14 protein-coding genes and 1 tRNA gene are annotated in these 16,021 nt (G+C 62.6%); 9 read left to right on the forward strand and 6 right to left on the reverse strand.

From position 1 onward, the window contains the following. Positions 1-177: 177 nt before the first annotated feature. The 3 genes from F0184_RS12310 (at position 178) to F0184_RS12320 (ending at position 1,660) form a co-directional block, all read left to right on the forward strand. Positions 178-561, forward strand: a complete 384-nt coding sequence (locus F0184_RS12310; RefSeq protein ID WP_150496496.1) for a phasin — start codon at positions 178-180, stop codon at positions 559-561. Between the two features lie 304 nt (positions 562-865). Then, the gene (locus F0184_RS12315; protein WP_150496497.1) at positions 866-1,375 is read left to right on the forward strand and encodes a phasin; all 510 of its coding nucleotides are present in this window, start codon (positions 866-868) and stop codon (positions 1,373-1,375) included. 208 nt (positions 1,376-1,583) lie between these two features. After that, positions 1,584-1,660: transfer RNA gene (locus F0184_RS12320), tRNA-His, on the forward strand. A 77-nt stretch (positions 1,661-1,737) separates the two neighbouring features. On the opposite strand, the gene F0184_RS12325 is transcribed toward F0184_RS12320, so the two are convergent. Beyond that, positions 1,738-2,328, reverse strand: a complete 591-nt coding sequence (locus F0184_RS12325) for a DUF3291 domain-containing protein (RefSeq protein WP_150496498.1) — start codon at positions 2,326-2,328, stop codon at positions 1,738-1,740. Positions 2,329-2,521: 193 nt separating this feature from the next. On the opposite strand from F0184_RS12325, the gene F0184_RS12330 reads away from it, so the two are divergent. The 3 genes from F0184_RS12330 to F0184_RS12340 all read left to right on the forward strand — a co-directional run bounded on the left by F0184_RS12330 (position 2,522) and on the right by F0184_RS12340 (position 4,590). Further along, positions 2,522-3,355, forward strand: a complete 834-nt coding sequence (locus F0184_RS12330) for a sulfite exporter TauE/SafE family protein (protein ID WP_150496499.1) — start codon at positions 2,522-2,524, stop codon at positions 3,353-3,355. Positions 3,356-3,575: 220 nt separating this feature from the next. After that, entirely contained in the window at positions 3,576-4,277 is a 702-nt protein-coding gene (locus tag F0184_RS12335) for an AzlC family ABC transporter permease (RefSeq protein WP_150496500.1), read from the forward strand. Further along, entirely contained in the window at positions 4,270-4,590 is a 321-nt protein-coding gene (locus F0184_RS12340; RefSeq protein ID WP_150496501.1) for an AzlD family protein, read from the forward strand. The genes F0184_RS12335 and F0184_RS12340 overlap by 8 nt, the downstream gene beginning before the upstream one ends. Here the strand turns inward: F0184_RS12340 and F0184_RS12345 are convergent. Next, a complete protein-coding gene (locus F0184_RS12345) occupies positions 4,578-6,170 on the reverse strand; it encodes a bifunctional aminoglycoside phosphotransferase/ATP-binding protein (protein WP_150496502.1) in 1,593 nt (530 codons plus the stop codon). The two genes, F0184_RS12340 and F0184_RS12345, sit on opposite strands and share 13 nt — an antisense overlap. A gap of 127 nt (positions 6,171-6,297) precedes the next feature. Between F0184_RS12345 and F0184_RS12350 the strand changes: the two genes are divergently transcribed. From F0184_RS12350 to F0184_RS12360, 3 genes are all read left to right on the forward strand, one after another. Further along, on the forward strand, positions 6,298-6,678 hold the full coding sequence (locus F0184_RS12350) for a hypothetical protein (RefSeq protein WP_150496503.1): 381 nt from the start codon (positions 6,298-6,300) through the stop codon (positions 6,676-6,678). Positions 6,679-6,874: 196 nt separating this feature from the next. Continuing rightward, positions 6,875-7,198, forward strand: coding sequence for an Hsp20/alpha crystallin family protein (locus F0184_RS12355; RefSeq protein WP_150496504.1), 324 nt, complete (start codon positions 6,875-6,877; stop codon positions 7,196-7,198). A 179-nt stretch (positions 7,199-7,377) separates the two neighbouring features. Then, positions 7,378-9,051 carry a thiamine pyrophosphate-binding protein gene (locus F0184_RS12360; protein ID WP_150496505.1) on the forward strand — a complete coding sequence of 558 codons (1,674 nt, stop codon included), beginning with the start codon at positions 7,378-7,380 and terminating at the stop codon, positions 9,049-9,051. A gap of 1 nt (position 9,052) precedes the next feature. On the opposite strand, the gene F0184_RS12365 is transcribed toward F0184_RS12360, so the two are convergent. From F0184_RS12365 to xseA, 4 genes are all read right to left on the reverse strand, one after another. Then, positions 9,053-11,800, reverse strand: a complete 2,748-nt coding sequence (locus F0184_RS12365) for a bifunctional acetate--CoA ligase family protein/GNAT family N-acetyltransferase (RefSeq protein ID WP_208998456.1) — start codon at positions 11,798-11,800, stop codon at positions 9,053-9,055. Between the two features lie 276 nt (positions 11,801-12,076). Next, positions 12,077-12,907: a universal stress protein gene (locus F0184_RS12370; RefSeq protein WP_150496506.1), complete on the reverse strand. Its 831-nt coding sequence runs from the start codon at positions 12,905-12,907 to the stop codon at positions 12,077-12,079. 153 nt (positions 12,908-13,060) lie between these two features. After that, positions 13,061-14,215 (reverse strand): acyl-CoA dehydrogenase family protein, encoded by a 1,155-nt coding sequence (locus F0184_RS12375; protein ID WP_150496507.1) that lies wholly within the window; start codon positions 14,213-14,215, stop codon positions 13,061-13,063. 114 nt (positions 14,216-14,329) lie between these two features. Continuing rightward, positions 14,330-15,898 (reverse strand): exodeoxyribonuclease VII large subunit, encoded by a 1,569-nt coding sequence (gene xseA / locus F0184_RS12380; RefSeq protein ID WP_244299153.1) that lies wholly within the window; start codon positions 15,896-15,898, stop codon positions 14,330-14,332. Positions 15,899-16,021 lie beyond the last annotated feature (123 nt).

The following is a 16,021-nucleotide window of genomic DNA, read 5'->3' on the forward strand; positions in this document are numbered from 1 at the left end:
TTGGCGCCTTGCGTCCATGCAGGCGCCCGGACCTATCCGTCTTGAATGAAGGCGTGGTTAACCGGCCTCGGATCGTTTGGCGTTGCGTGCGCTCGCATGGTACGACTATCGGCGAGGTCGCGGTCGACCTTGGGAATACGAGACCGCCGGCGAGGCGGAGGACACAGGGGAGTTTCCATGGCTACGGATAAAGCACCGTTTGAAGTTCCGGAACAAATGCGCGATTTCGCAGAGAAAAGCGTGGATCAGGCCCGCAAGGCTTTCGATGATTTCATGTCTGTGACCCAGAAGGCCATTTCCAGTGCCGAAGAGAGCGCGACCGCGGTTCAGTCCGGCGCGGCCGATGTTCAAAAAAAGAGCCTGAGTTTCGCGGAAGAGCATGTGGACGCAGCCTTCAAATTCGCGCAGTCCATGGTCAAGGCCAAGGATGTCGAGGAAATGATGAGGTTGCAACAGGACTTCCTTCGCGGGCAGATGGAAGCGCTCGGAGAGCAGGCGCGGGACTTGTCGGATACAGCGGCCAAGGCAGCCCAGGAGGCGGGCAAAGCGGTCAAGCCGTGATCCGCCGGGAAAGTTGAAGAAAAGGCGCGGGCGCTTCGCGGCCGTGCCGACAGTCCAAGTCCGGCCATGCGGTTTGGGACCACTGCGGTTTCGGCAAAACCGCGGGTTTGGGCGGCGCAGGCCGGGGCCGTTTCTGCCCATCGGTCCGTTGCCGGGAACGAATAAGTTGTTGTGCAGTGCAAAAATATGTTGCATTGCAGCACAGAGGCACCTACATTGGGTTTGCGGATGACGACAATGCCCGTCCGAAGAGGGCGGTTTATAGATCCAAATGATCGCATCCGGACATGAAGGAGATGAGATCATGACTGAGACAACAAGCACTGCCAAACCTGCCCCCAAGGCACGCACAACCAAGACATCCAAGGTAACGCCCGCCGGTTTCCCGGATTTCGAAGCGTTCGCCATGCCGAAAATGGAAGTGCCGGCCGCCTTTCGCGAGGCAACCGAAAAAGGCATCGAACAGGCGCGTGACACCTATGCAAAGGTGAAGTCCGCTGCCGAAGGCGCGACCGACCTGATGGAAGACACGTTCGAAACCTCCCGCCAGGGCATGGTCGAGTTCAACCACAAGGCCGTCGATGCGGCCCGTGCGAATGCCGACGCCGCTTTCGGCTTCATGAAGGACATGATGAGCGTGAAGACGCTTGCCGAGGCGATCGAACTGCAATCCACATTCGCACGCCAGCAGTTCGATGCCCTGAGCGCCCAGACCAAGGAAATGCAGGAACTGGCCACCAAGCTGGGCACCGACGTTTCCGCTCCGGTCAAGGAAGCGATGGAAAAGACCTTTAAGGAAATGAAGCCCAACTAAGGGTTTCTTGCGGCAGCACCTGCTGCTGACCTTCTTTGCGCCCCGCCGGACGGCGGGGCGTTTTTGTTGGAAAACCCTGGACCGGCCGGGTGATCCACAAGTTGGGCCGGGTTGAATTTTGGGTCTTGTGGGCCTGTGCAAACCACGTTAGAAGACGCCCTTGCAATCGGCCGGCGCCGCCCATGGGGTCCGCGCCACATCGATATCGGCAGACGTAGCTCAGTAGGTTAGAGCGTCGGATTGTGGCTCCGAAGGTCGGTGGTTCGAATCCACCCGTCTGTACCATTTGCTAAGTCACCCCTTTGAAATCAGTAACTTATTGAAATGCAAGACACTCTTGCGACCACTGCTACAGCGAACTGCTACAGCAAGGGTCCGAAGAAGGTCTGCGGTCGGACCCGTCTTGCATTCACGCGGGCCGCGTTGAGCCGCGCGAGGTTTTTTATCAGCTCAACATCGGGATGATAAACCGTGCCGTCCGGGCTGTAGGCGGTCTTGAATGTGAAGGTGGCCGGGGTGGGGCCTTGGTCTCCCAAACGTTCGAGCCGTGAAACGGCGTCCCGCCAATCGGGCCTGTGCCCGTAGGGAGTCCACCACAACACATAGGCGGGAAAGGGCGTCGGCCGGACATGCCACCGCGCACCCTGCCGGAAGGCCTGGCCGTGCGGGCCATGGTAGGTGGCCGCCATCAGGGCTTCGATCGACCGCCAAAGCGACAAGGTCGATGGCGCGAAGCCGTCGCCGTTGTCTTCCCAGTATTTGGGAAAGACTTGCGGGCCCCAGCTTGCCGGTCCCGGTTCGCCGTCGTAGCCGGACCTTCCAACCAGGCCATCGGCTGCATCCATCGCCGCAAAGGCCGCCGGTTCGGCCTCCCGGAAGCCTTTCACACGGTCGCTCTGGTAGCGGTCCAAAAAGCGGTTGAAGGTGTAGGCGGCAAGGTGAAAGTCGCTCATGGGGCAACCCGATCAAGCTTGGTCGTGCGCGGTGAAGCCACACTTCAAGAGATGCAAGGCGAAGGCAACCGGGACCGGATCTTGCCGTTGGATTCGGGCCGGCCTGTTCCCAAACCGCAACAGTGTTGCGCTCTGGCCATCCGGTCTCGAGAGGCCTATGGTGCGCGCCGATTGAAGGACGTGGAGAAACTGCATGGATCTTGAAGGAGCGAGCGTTGGAACATTCCTGATGTTTGCCGGCGCCTTGCTGTCGACCGGGGCAATCGCCGGCGTGATTGCCGGTTTGCTCGGCGTTGGCGGCGGTATCGTCATTGTTCCGGTGCTCTATTACATGTTCACGCTGCTCGGGGTCGACGAGGCCGTCTTGATGCATGTGGCGGTCGGCACCTCGCTGGCCACCATTCTGGCAACCGGCCTCTCCTCCACCCTGTCGCACTGGAAACGCGGTAGCGTCGATCTGGATCTTCTCAAGAGCTGGTGGTGGGCGATCGCCCTCGGAGTGCTGGCGGGCGGAACGCTTGCGGGCAACATTTCGGGCGGGGCCTTGACGGCGGTCTTCGGTGTCGTGGCCCTTGGCGTCGCGGCGAACATGATGTTCCGCAAGGATGGGGCGGCATTGGCCGACAAGCTGCCCGGCGCGCCGTTGAAACAGGTTCTGGGGGGGCTGATTGGCGGCATTTCGGTGATGATGGGCATTGGCGGCGGGACGCTGGGCGTGCCCACGCTCACGCTGTTCAACTATCCCATCCGCAAGGCGGTGGGGACCGCGGCCGCCATCGGGCTGATCATCGCCGTGCCGGGCACATTGATGTCCATCTATTTTGGCTGGAACCAGTACAAGCCCCAGCCCTATGCGCTCGGCTATGTGGATTTGCTCGGTGTCGCTCTGATCATTCCGACATCGACCCTTTTCGCCCCGCTGGGCGCGAAGATCGCGCACACGATCAATCCGTCAAGCCTCAAGCTCGTCTTCGCCCTGTTCCTTGGGTTCACCGGCCTGCGCATGCTTTATGACGTGCTTCTGTAATGCGATCCAGAAGCCGGCCTGATCGGTCGCATCACGAATGCTGATTGGATTTTGCTGCCCCACTGGGGCATAGCCTATGGCTATCTGTACCCTCGGGTACGCAGCCAGAGATTTGCGGTCCGGCGGGACGCAGCCCCAGAGGGTACGCATCCCGTGAGGGGACGCGTCCCAAGCGCGCGAGCCACCTGGCCGGACCGGCCATCTCCCAGCGGAAAGAACCATGAGCGAAAAACCGGTAACCCTGACCCTGGATGGATGCGTGCGCGGCGCGCGGCTCTGCTTGCCGATCATGCCGGGCACCATCGCGTTTGGCGCGGTTTTCGGCACCGTTTGTGCCCAAAAGGGATTGTCCCTGCTTGAAACGGTCCTGATCAACAGCCTGGTTTTCGCCGGCGCCTCCCAGTTCGTGGCCATGGAACTCTACCAGGCACAGCTTACATTCGGCATCGTGGTGGCGATGATCGGGGTGGTGGCTGCCGTCAACATGCGGATGCTTCTGATCGGCGCCAGTTTGCGCCCCTGGCTGGGGCATGTCCCGGGGCGTCAGACCTATCCGGCGCTGTATTTTCTCACCGATATCAACTGGCTGATTTCCTTGCGCGAATATGACAGGGGCGAGCGGGATTGGGGCATCTATCTCGGCAGCGGCCTGTTTGTCTGGGTGATCTGGTCCTGCGCCGTCGTGCCGGGATACCTCGCTGGCAGCCAGGTGACCGATCCGGCGAAGTGGGGACTGGACGTCATTCTGCCGGCCTATTTCGTGGCGCTGCTGGTGCCGCTCTGGAAGGGGCGCCGCCAGACGCTCAGCTGGTTTGCCGCCGGAGCGGTGGCTCTTGCATCCTGGTACTTTTTGGGCGGCTATTGGGGAATCCTGACCGGTGCGGTCACCGGGGCGCTGGTCGGAGCCTATGTCGATGAATGACGCCATTTGGTCCGCGGACGGCATGTTCGTTCTGGCGGTGCTCGGTATGACCGCCGTGACCTATTCGATGCGGGCCGGGGGATATTGGGTGATGGGCCGCGTGCCCCTGACCCCGCGCGTGCGCAGGGCACTGGAATCCTTGCCCGGAGCCATCATCGTCTCGACGATCCTGCCCATCGCCCTGAAGGGCGGGCTGTCGGCGATGGTTGCTCTTGCCGTTGCCGCAGGTGTCATGGCGCTCTGGCGGAAGGATATTGTCGCCGTCACGCTGGCGGCGGCCACCGCGGCCCTGTGCCGGGCCTATGGGCTTTGAGCGAACCCGCAACCCGCTAGCGCCTGCCGGGCATTGGCCAGTGTGGTGGCCGGCGCGCCGGATGCATCGATCCTGCTCCAGGTCATCCTGCCCAGATCGTAGGTCAATTGACGGTCGATCACACCGGCATCCGCATCCGAGGCATCGGTTCCGCTCTTGGCGCGCGCTGCCGCCCGGTCTTTCAGGACTTCACCGGGCGCGTCCAGCCACAGCCCGCAAAACCCCGCGCCCACCGCCCCAGCTTGAGCTTCGCTCCGGGCCCGCTCGGCCTCATCTGAAAAGACGGCATCGAAAATGACGCAGTGGCCTGCCGCGAGCAAAGCTTTCGCCTCGTCGTCCAGGGAAGCATAGACCGCGTCGCTCATCTGCTTGGTGTAAGCGCTCAAAGGCGCCCGTTCCGTTTCCGCAAGCCCGAGCCGGGTCTTCCGTTTGACATCGGTGCGCAGCACCCGGGCGCCGGGTGCCCGGCCAAGGTCGGGGGCCAGAGCGTAGGCGAGGGTGGTCTTGCCGGTTCCGGAAAACCCGCCAAGACCGACAAGGGTGGGGTCGGACGGCTCCAAAAAGTCCTGGGCCAGTTGGAAATAGGTCCTGGCCGCCTCGAATTCGCGGGCGCGCGCGTCGCTGTCTGTCTGGTTCACGGCGGCGCTGGCTGCGATCTTGGCCCGGATGGCTGCACGCATCATCATGTAGAAGGGCAGGACCGCGAGACCGGACGCGTCCAGGTCCCGGTGGCAATGGTCCATATACCGGTTGAAAACCCGGTTCGCGGCGGGTCTTTGGTCCCGCTCCCACAGATCCATCAACAGGAACGCCAGATCGTAGAGAACGTCGTTCGTTGCGATGGCATCGGAGAATTCGATCGCGTCGAACAGCACCGGTTCGCCGTCGATCAGGACGATGTTTCGTGTGTGGGCATCGCCATGGCACAACCGTACAAGGCCGGCGTCCCCCCGCCGCAGGATCATGGCTTTGATGGAGGCCAGGCGCGCGTCCGCCTGACGCTCCAGATGGGCGACTTCCCGGCTCTCGAAAAGCTCGGGGTGCGCGCGGAAAGCCTCCGCGTTTTGAGAAAGGTATGTCTGAAGCTCCGCGAAGAACGGTGCGCCCTCGCGCGTCTCCGCCCTGGCATGGGCCGTTCCCATCATTTGCGCCAGGCGATCTGCAAGATCATCGGAAAGCGGCCCCTGCTCGCAGATCCTGTCGAGTTGCCGATGGCCGTCGAAACGGTTCATTTCGACAACCCATTCCACGACGTCGCCCGCGTCGTGAAAACCGGGCTTGCCGTCCGGGCCGCGGCGGATGGTGCGCGCTGTCCGGTAAATCTGCGGCGCGTGGGTTTTGTTGTAGGCGATTTCCCGCTTGCAGGCTTCTTCGCGCAGGGCCAGCGTCGAGTAATCGAGGAATGGAAATTTGACGGCCCGCTTCACCTTGTAGGCCTTGTCCCCGACCAGGAAGACGGTATTGGCGTGCGTGTCGATCCGCTCGGAACGCTCCGCGCCTTCGACCTCGCCGGAAAGCCCGGCCAAAAAGCCGAACACCTCCGCTTGTGTCTCTTTGTCCGTGCTTTGGTTACCGGTCATGATACCCCTCCCAAATTCGGTTCGCCTTCGCTCGCATGCTTCATCGCACGACCACTTGATCTCGCTCAATGAGGCGCGCGTTTGTTCTGGCAGTGTATCGTCGAAAAACACCATGAGGAGACGCGCCATGAGCGAGCATCACGGCCTGAAAAAAATCCGCCTGAACCTGGCCCGGACCAAGGATCATCCCAACGGTTCTGCGCATCATGGCTATGAATTCACGGCGCCGCTCGATGCCACTGGCCATATTGATGCCGGCCTCTGGAAGAAAGAACGCGATCATTGCCGGGTGCGCCGGTTCTGGGGCGGCGAACAAGAAGAGCTGGGGCATCTGATTCACAGACCGGGCGGGTCCTGGGCATTTCATTATGACATCGAGGGCGACGATGACGATGAAGCCGGATACCGCTTCGCGTCCCACGCGTTCCTTCCTGGTGAATATGTTTCCATCAAGGATGAGGATGGCGACCTCCACACATTTCAGGTCGTCACCGTTCAGCCGGTATAGAACCGGCATTTGGCGAAGGCCGCGAACCGGGCGGCCGCACAGAAGGAGGACTGAACCATGGTTTCTTTGATCCCTTCTCTATGGGGACGCCCTGACAATCCCATGCTCTCGCTGCAGCGGGAGATGGATCGGCTATTTCAGGATTTCCCGGAAAAGGCCGGGTCCGGCGGGGGCTTTCCCGGCGGGCTTTCCGGCGATGGACGTTCATGAAACCGACGCGGGTCTGGAAATTACCGCTGAACTCCCCGGTGTCGCCAAGGAAGATGTGGATGCTTTCCTGACGGACCGAACCCTGACCATCAAGGGCGAAAAAAAGGCGTCCAAGACGGTCAGTGAGAAGGACCGGCAGATCAGTGAACGCAGCTACGGGCCGTTCCGGCGCGTGATGGCGCTGCCCTATGTGCCGGAGCACGGACAGATCGAGGCCCATATGGAAAACGGAGTTTTGACCGTGGTCGTTCCGCGGCCGGACGAGGCGTCCGCCTCTCCGCGCAAAATCGAGTTGCGCAAGAAGGGCTGAGCGCTCCGGTTTTCAAGACTTGCTGATGATGCCGCGGTTCTGGCCGCGGCATTTTCTATTCCTTCTGGTGATGAAGTCATTGCCAATTGGTGTGGCGTCGGCTGTCCCACTGTCCGCGTTTGTGCGGTATAGAAACGGGCAAACATCGAGATCATCGGCAAACAAGGCGAGAGGGTGGAATGACCGCACAAATGAAGACCGGAGGCCAGCTCCTCGTGGATGCGTTGGAACGGCACGGCGCGGACCGCGTGTACTGCGTGCCCGGGGAAAGCTATCTGGCTGTGCTCGACGCTCTTCACGATGCCTCCATTCCGGTCACGGTCTGCCGCCAGGAAGGTGGTGCGGCGATGATGGCGGAAGCCCATGGCAAGCTGACCGGCAAGCCCGGGATCTGCATGGTTACCCGGGGGCCCGGTGCAACCAACGCCGCGTCCGGCGTGCATGTCGCGGCGCAGGATTCCACCCCGCTCATCCTTTTCATCGGGCAGATTGAGCGTGGGATGCGGGAGCGCGAAGCCTTTCAGGAGGTGGACTACCGCCAGATGTTTGGCGGCGTGGCGAAGTGGGTCGCCGAAATCGATCATGCCCACCGTGTGCCGGAATTCCTGTCACGGGCCTATCACGTTGCGACCTCGGGGCGGCCGGGGCCGGTGGTGCTTGCCTTGCCGGAGGACATGCTGGTAGACCAGGCGCAAGTGGCCCAGCCGGAGGCGTGGACACAGCTGGAGACCCATCCAGGTCTTGGGCAGATGGCGGATCTGCAAAAACGGCTTTGGGCCGCAGAGCGCCCGATCGCGATTCTCGGCGGAAGCCGCTGGTCGGTGGAGGCGGTCGCCGGGTTCACGCGGTTCGCGGAACGGTTCTCCCTGCCCGTCGCCTGCTCTTTCCGCCGCCAGATGCTGTTTGACAATCTGCATCCCAACTATGCCGGCGATGTGGGCATCGGCATCAATCCCAAACTCACCGACCGGATCAAGAGCTCGGACCTCATTCTTCTTGTCGGTGGGCGCCTGTCCGAAATGCCGAGCCAGTCCTACACGCTGCTGGATATCCCGCAGCCCAGCCAACAGCTCGTTCATGTGCATCCCGATGCCGGGGAACTCGGGCGGGTCTACCGCGCCAGCCTGGCCATCCACGCCTCTCCGACGGCTTTTTGCAAGGCGGTGGAGGGGTTGCAGCCGCCGGCGGTTGTGCGCAATTCGGGTCATGCCGAAGCCGCGCATGCGGATTTTCTTGCCTGGTCGGGGGCCCGGCCGCAGACACCCGGTGCTTTGCAAATGGCCGGTGTCATGGACTGGATCGAGAACAACGTCCCCACGGACACAATCTTCACCAACGGCGCCGGCAACTACGCGACATGGCTGCATCGCTTCCACCGGTTCCGGTCCTTCGGCTCCCAAGCCGCGCCGACCTCGGGGTCCATGGGATACGGGTTGCCGGCGGCGATTGCCGCGAAGCTGGCCTTCCCGGATCGCCCGGTCATTTGTTTCGCGGGCGATGGTTGCCTGCAGATGACCATGCAGGAATTCGGCACCGCCTGCCAGGACGGCGCGAATATCGTCGTGCTCGTCGTCGACAATGGCATGTACGGGACGATCCGGATGCACCAGGAAAAGCACTATCCGGCCCGCGTGTCCGCAACGAAACTGGAAAACCCGGATTTCGCCGCCTTTGCCCGGGCCTATGGCGCCTTTGCCGAAACGGTCGAAAGGACGGACGATTTCGGACCCGCCATGACACGGGCCCTGGCCGCCGGGAAACCGGCCCTGCTGCATTTAAAGATCGATCCCGAGGCGATCACGCCGATGGCATCCCTGACCCAAATCCGCGCGGCGGCCGAAGCCGGCAGATAGGTCACGACCCGGGATCGATGTCGGTCACAGGCAGGGTGACCACCGCGACACCAGGGTCGTCAGCCGAGGTCTTGACGGAAAATCCGAGCGCTTGACACATGCCCAGCATGGACGTGTTTTCCTTCAAGACCTCCCCCTTGATGGTTTGAATGCCGTCGGCTTTTGCGTAGCGGATGATCAGCTTCATCAAGGTCCAGCCGAGGCCATGCCCCTTGAGGTCGGACCGCACCATGACCGCATACTCGCCGGTCCGGTGATCGGGATCGGCATGCAGGCGCACGACACCCAGAAGGTTGCCTGTTTCCGGCTCCAGGGCCGCAAATGCCATCGCCCTGGCGTAGTCGAGTTGCGTCAGGCGGGCCAGGAACCGGTGGCTGAAGTCCCGCACCGGCGCAAAGAACCGCAGCCGCAGGTCCTCCGGTGTGATGGCTTCGAAAAACGTTCGGAAGAGGTCCTCGTCTTCCGGCTTCACGGGGCGCACGAATATGGCTTCGCCGGTTTTGAGCGTGAGGGTCTGTTCCCATTCCTTCGGATAGGGCGCGATGGCCAGACGTGATTTGCCACGCCTGCCGGGATGGCGTTCGGGTTGTCCAAGGCTCATGCGCGCATCGAGGCCCACCAACCCCTCCTTGCGCACCACGATCGGGTTGATGTCGAGCTCGAGGATTTCGGGAATGTCGATCGTGATCTGGGACAGCTTGACCAGGGTATGGGCAACCGCCTCGCGGTCGAGCCGGGGCCGGGAAGCCCCGCCTTCAAGCAGGGTAACGACCCGCGTGCGGCCAATGAGCGCCTGAGCCAGGTTCAGGTCCAGCGGCGGCAATTCCATGGAAATGTCGCGGCTGTCCTCCACCGCCGTGCCGCCATGGCCGAACACGAGAACGGGTCCGAACACCGGCGTGTCGGCAAGCCCCATATAAAGTTCCAGCCCGTGCCGGTCCTCCAGCATCGGGTGAACGCTGACACCGGAAATCCGGGCGTCCGGAAAGGCCGCCTTTGTCTTGCTTATCAGATCCCGGGCCGCTTCGGTGACCGCCCGGGGGCTTTCAAGGCCAAGCCGGACGCCGTCGATCCGGGATTTGAACGGCAAATCCGGGGAAATCACCTTGGCAACGCAGTGCCGGGCCGTCTTGAAAAACGTTTCGGAAAGCGCTCCGGCCTCATCAGGCGTTCCGGCAAGCCGTGTCCCGATCATCGGGATCTGATAGGCCGCCAGGATGGCGCAGACCTCCTCGGGTGACAGCCAGCTTTCCCCACGGGCCATCGCGCTGTCGACGATCGCGCGCGCGCCGGCGGTGTCGGGCAGGAAATCCTCGGGAAGGCTGGGCGGAGCCGCCATCAGGAAGTCCCGCGATGTCGCGTCCCGGGTCAGATAGGTGATGGCGCGCACTGCCTCCGCCGGGCTTGTGTAACAGGGAACGCTGGCCTCATCGAGCGCTGCCCGGTCTTCGGCATTGCCCCCGACCAGACCGGCGACGATGGCTTTCTTCCGTCCTGTCCGCCGGCGGTCCGCTTTCGCGGTCTCGGCGATTGTTGCCCCAATTGACTTCAGCGAAGTGAAGGCCGTTCCCGCATGCAGCGCCAGCACACCGTCGATGGCGGGGTCCCGCAAAATCGTCTTCAAAACCTCATTGAGCGCAACATTCGACAGGTCCTCATTCACCACAACGGGCTCGGGGTGATCCGCGCCGGAGGCATTGCCCGTCCGGCAAAAGGGTGAAATTTCGCCAAGGGTCTCATCCGAAAGCCGGCCGAGCGTCCCGCCGGCATCCTGGAGCCGGTCGGCCGCCAGGCTTGCAAGGCTGCGGCCGTTGGAAACGATGCAGAACGTCTCGCATTTGGGAATGCGGATCCGGGACAGGGTTTCGACCGCCTCGAACATTTCGTCCAGATCGTTGACCCGCATGAGGCCGGTACGGCGGAACACGGCCTCGTACACCAGGTCCGGTGTCGCAAGACGTCCGGCGTGACTTCGCCCGGTTCCCACAAGATCCCTGCTCCGCCCCGACCGGATCACGATAACCGGCTTGCTTCGCGCGGCCGCCCGCGCGGCGGACAGGAATTTTTGCGGCGCTGAGATGCCTTCGATATGCAAAAGGATCGAACGGGTGTGGAAGTCCTGCGCGAAGTAGTCGATCAGATCGCCGATATCTACGTCCATGCGCGCGCCAAGCGAGACCACGGCGGAAAATCCGGTCCGGTTGGTTTGCGCCCAGGACAGTGTGGCGTTGAGTACGGCGCCGGACCTTGCGATCAGCGCGATATCCCCTTTGGCGGCGCCGGAGGCGCTGGCCAGAAGATCAAGGCCTAGGGACGGCACGGCCAGGCCGAGGCTGCCGGGACCGATGAGGCGCAGCCGCGCCTTTTGCGCCGCCTCGCGGCACTGCTGCATGAGGGCCTCTGGCCAGTTCTCGAAACCGGGGGAAGGGATCAGAACGGCTTTTATCCCGCCCTGGGCCAACTGCCCGATGATCTTCGGTGCCGTTTGTGCCGGGCCGAGATAAATCGCCAGGTCCGGAACGGGCGACAGGGCGGAGACCGTTTCCCGGGTGTGAGATTGCCATTCGTCGTCATCCGTCAGGACATCGACAAGCTGTACCATGCGCCGGTCCAGCGCGGCTTTCAGCTTCGCCAGAAGATAGGCGGTGTAGCCGGGTTCATGACGTGACGGCCCGATGACCGCAACGGACTTTGGATCGAATAAACCTTCCAGGTTCTGAACGGTCACACCAAGCCTCACTACAATCATTCAAGATACCCGGACAGGAACGCTCTCCGGAAACGCCCCCGGATGAGGACGGCACGCCCATAAGAAACAAAAAGCGTAACCGGGGTATGAACCCGTGTCCGCGCACCTTGACGATTGCCGCGCCTGGTCCGGGCCCGTTGGGAAACAGAACGGAGCGCAAAGTCACTTGCACGGATAAGCGGCGGACGATTGGCCAAAGCCGGTGTCTCGCCTGCCGCTGATCGCGTCTTGAGTGGCCGAGCATCTTTGGGCGTTTCCAACGAAACGCCCGATGATTCAGTGGGTCATGAACACCGGCACGGTCATCGAGCTAAGGATTTCCCGCGTCGCTCCGCCAAACAGGAATTCCCGCATCCGGCTGTGGCCATAGCCCCCCATCACGATCAGGTCGTTGCCGTGGTCGGAAACATAGTTGAGAACCGTATCGGCGATCCCGGTCTGCGGATTGGTGATCACGTCGACCGTGACATCCATGTTGTGCCGCGCAAGATAGGTCGCGATGTCGGAGCCCAACTGCTGATCGGCGCGATTGCGCTTCTGGATCGCCAGAACGGTGATCTTGTCGGCATGTTCGAGGATCGGCAGTGCCGCATGGATCGCCCGGGCGGCGGTGGAGCTGCCGTCCCAGCCGATCAGCACGTTTTTCGGTTTGAAATGCTTGGTCCCGATATACGGCACCAGCAGGACCGGGCTTCCGCTTTCGAACAGAACGGTTTCGATCAGCAGTTCGCGCATGGGCTCCGGTGCATCCGGATTGGCTTGTCCGATCACGACTAGGTCGGTCACTCGGCAATGGTCCAGAACGCTCTCCAGCGGTCCGCCGGTAAGCACTTCGGCGGTGCGGCTCTCGGACTTGACGGCGGCCATGCGCGCCATTTCGTCAAATTCCTTCTTTGCCTGGTTCGCCGCGCTGACAGACTGTTCATGGGCCGCCTGCAGGTAATCGACCGGCATCGGTGCGGCGGCAAATGCGGGCACGACAGGTTCGAACGCGATCGCCAATCCCGTCACGTGGGCATCGTATTGACGAGCCAGTTCAAGCGCGTATTTCGGTGCGGGCTGGGACCCGGCGAGATCGACAATCGTTAAAATATCCTTGATAGGCATGCGCCTTCCTCCGCTTGGGCTGGCCTTTCGGGCCAGCACTCTTCCCTAGGAAACGTCCGCACGATAAGGGCCGCTCCCGGCCTTTGCCTTGATGGCAATCAATTTCCGGGTCCGAACGCCGCGCGTCAGACCGGAAGGGGAATCGGAAAGGACCTATACGGTCCTCATCACCTCGCGGGCGATGATCAGGCGCTGGATCTCCGAGGTTCCCTCATAAATCGTGGTGATCCGGGCGTCGCGGGCGTACCGTTCCAGCGGATAATCCTGGCAATAGCCGGCACCGCCATGGAGCTGAAGCGCCGTATAGGTTGCGCGCTGGGCCGCTTCCGATGCGAAAAGCTTGGCCATCGACGCCTCCTTGGCGAATGGCTTGCCCTGGTCCTTCAGGGCTGCCGCCTGCAAAATCAGCAGACGCGCCGCTTCCAGATCGGTTTCCCGGTCGGCGATCATCCATTGAATGCCCTGCATGTCGGCCAGGGCCTTGCCAAACTGCTGGCGCTCCTTCACGAAAGCCTTTGCGGTGTCCATGGCCTTGCGGGCAATACCAAGGGCCAGGGATGCGACCCCGATCCGTCCGCCGGCGAGTTCGGCGACCGCGACCCGGAAGCCGTCGTTCTCCGCGCCCATCATGGCGGTTGCCGGTACCCGGCAGTCCTGGAACAGCACCTCGTTGGTGGCCGATCCCGTCTGCCCCATCTTCTTTTCCGCCTTGCCAATCACAAGACCAGGCGTGCCGGCTTCCACGAGAAAGCAGGATATACCTTTTCCCTGGGGGGCGTCCGGATCGGTCACGGCCCAGACCACGAAAATGCCGGCATATTCCGCCGAGGAGATATAGAGCTTGGAGCCATTGATGACGTAGTGGTTGCCATCCTTGACCGCACGGGTGCGCATCGCCGATGGATCGGACCCGGCACTGGATTCGGTGAGGCAGAAGGCGCCGGCCGGATAGGTCCCGTCTGTCAGGCGGGGGATATAGGCGGTCTTTTGCTCCTGGGAGCCGACCGCCTGGATCACTTCCGCGACCATGTTGGAGACGGAGACCGTGACGGTGGTCGAGGCGCATCCTTGAGCCAGGGCTTCGATCGCAAGGGCAAAGCTCAAGGTGCCTGCTTCGGTTCCGCCGTACTCTCCGGAAACGTTCAGCCCCATGAAGCCGTTTTCCGCCAATGTCTTCAGATTGCCGAGCAGAATATCGCGCCCCTCTCCGCGATCCAGCGCTTCGGCATTCGGCTCCAGAAGATCCGCCGACAGCCGTCGCGCGGTCTCTTGAATCATCAGATGCTCTTCCGTCGCAAAGAAATCCATGGCGGTTCCAAGCTCACTCCCAGATTGAATTGCGCGCAAGGTAGCGCCGCACAATCATCCTGTCCATTGCGGCAAGATCCCATCAAGTGGGGAGGCCGCGTTGCGGCTGCCCGGCTAAAACAGACTTCCCTGACCCGCGCTGGCCGGCTTTGACGGCTCGGCCTGTTTCGGCTTTGGTTTTGCCTTTTTCAGCTGCGGACCGCCGGATGTGGCCACCGCGTCGACCGTGCCGTCAGCCAATTCGATCGCAAGCGTAGCGCCTTGTGCGACCGACGTTGCGGACCGGACCGGCTGGCCCGTCCCGTCCCGGAGGACCGCGTAGCCGCGCGCGAGGACGTCCTTGTAGGAAAGGGAGGTCAGAAGCTTGTCCAGGCCGTCAAGCTGCGCGCGCTGCTGGGCGATCCGGGTCTGGAAGGCCCGGTCCAGCCGGCCGGTCAAGGCGTCCAGGCGCTCGGTCCCCAGGGCGGCCATTTGCAACAGACGATCCGGTGTCAGCCGGCTGGCAATGCCCGCGAATGCCTGACGCTTGTGCTGGATGGCGACCGTGAGCGCCCGCGTCTGGCGCGCCTCCATATCATCGAGTTTCCGCCGTGCCTCCGCCGTGCCACGGGTCAGAAGATAGGGCGACAGGCGCGACGAAACCCCGTCGAACGAACTGCGATGGTGGCGGGTGTTGACGATGAGACCGCGCTCCAGGCTTGCGGCGGCTGTATCGAAGCGTTGGCGCGGCAGGGCCAGCAAATCGCGCGGGGCAGGCAGGGCGGCGCCCGCGGCGCGCAGTTCCGTCCGGCGGTTCGACAGCAGGCGGCTCAGACCAGAGAAAAGCCTGCGGGACAGATCGTCGATGTTCGCCATCAGGTCGGCCTTGACCGGAACCGCGATTTCCGCCGCCCCGGTGGGGGTCGGCGCGCGCAGATCGGCGGCCAGATCAATCAGGGTCCAATCGGTTTCGTGTCCGACCGCCGAGATCAGAGGGATCTCGCTTTCCGCGGCCGCGCGGACGACACCTTCTTCGTTGAACCCCCAAAGGTCCTCGATACTCCCGCCGCCACGCGCGACGATAACAAGATCCGGCCTCGGGATCGCTCCGTCAGGCGTCAGGCTATTGAAACCGCGAATGCCGTTCGCCACTTCCGCGCCGCATGTTTCGCCCTGGACCCGGACCGGCCAGACCAGGACATGCAACGGGAAGCGGTCGCTAATCCGGTGCAGGATGTCCCGGATCACCGCTCCGGACGGCGAGGTGACGACGCCGATCACGCGCGGCATGACCGGCAATGGTTTCTTTCGCTCCTCGGCGAACAAGCCTTCGGCTGCCAGCTTCTTCTTGCGTTCCTCCAGCAGGGCCATCAGGGCGCCGGCCCCCGCCGGTTCCAGCGCGTCGATCACCATCTGATATTTGGACTGGCCCGGGAACGTTGTGATCTTGCCGGTCGCGATGACCTCCAGGCCCTGTTCCGGCTGGATCCGCAGCTTTGAGGCGGCACCCCGCCAGATCACCGCGGACAGGACCGACCGGTCGTCCTTGAGGTCGAGGTAGACATGACCGGAACCAGGCCTCGAAATCCGGCCCAGTTCACCCCGCACACGGACATATCCGAACGCATCTTCCATCGTGCGTTTGATCGAGAACGAGATTTCCGAAACGGAGAATTCGGCGATATTGGACGGTGTGTCGGACACGGCGTGATTCCCTTTGTGACGTGGAAAGGTGACCGGACCGGGGAGCCGGGTCAAGACACGGGCCGCAGAGCGGTTCGTCCACCAAAACATGGCGCGCGGACAACCCATTGCCATTGAATTGCC

The organism is Roseibium aquae (genome assembly GCF_008711285.1).
Taxonomy (GTDB): Bacteria; Pseudomonadota; Alphaproteobacteria; order Rhizobiales; family Stappiaceae; genus Roseibium; species Roseibium aquae.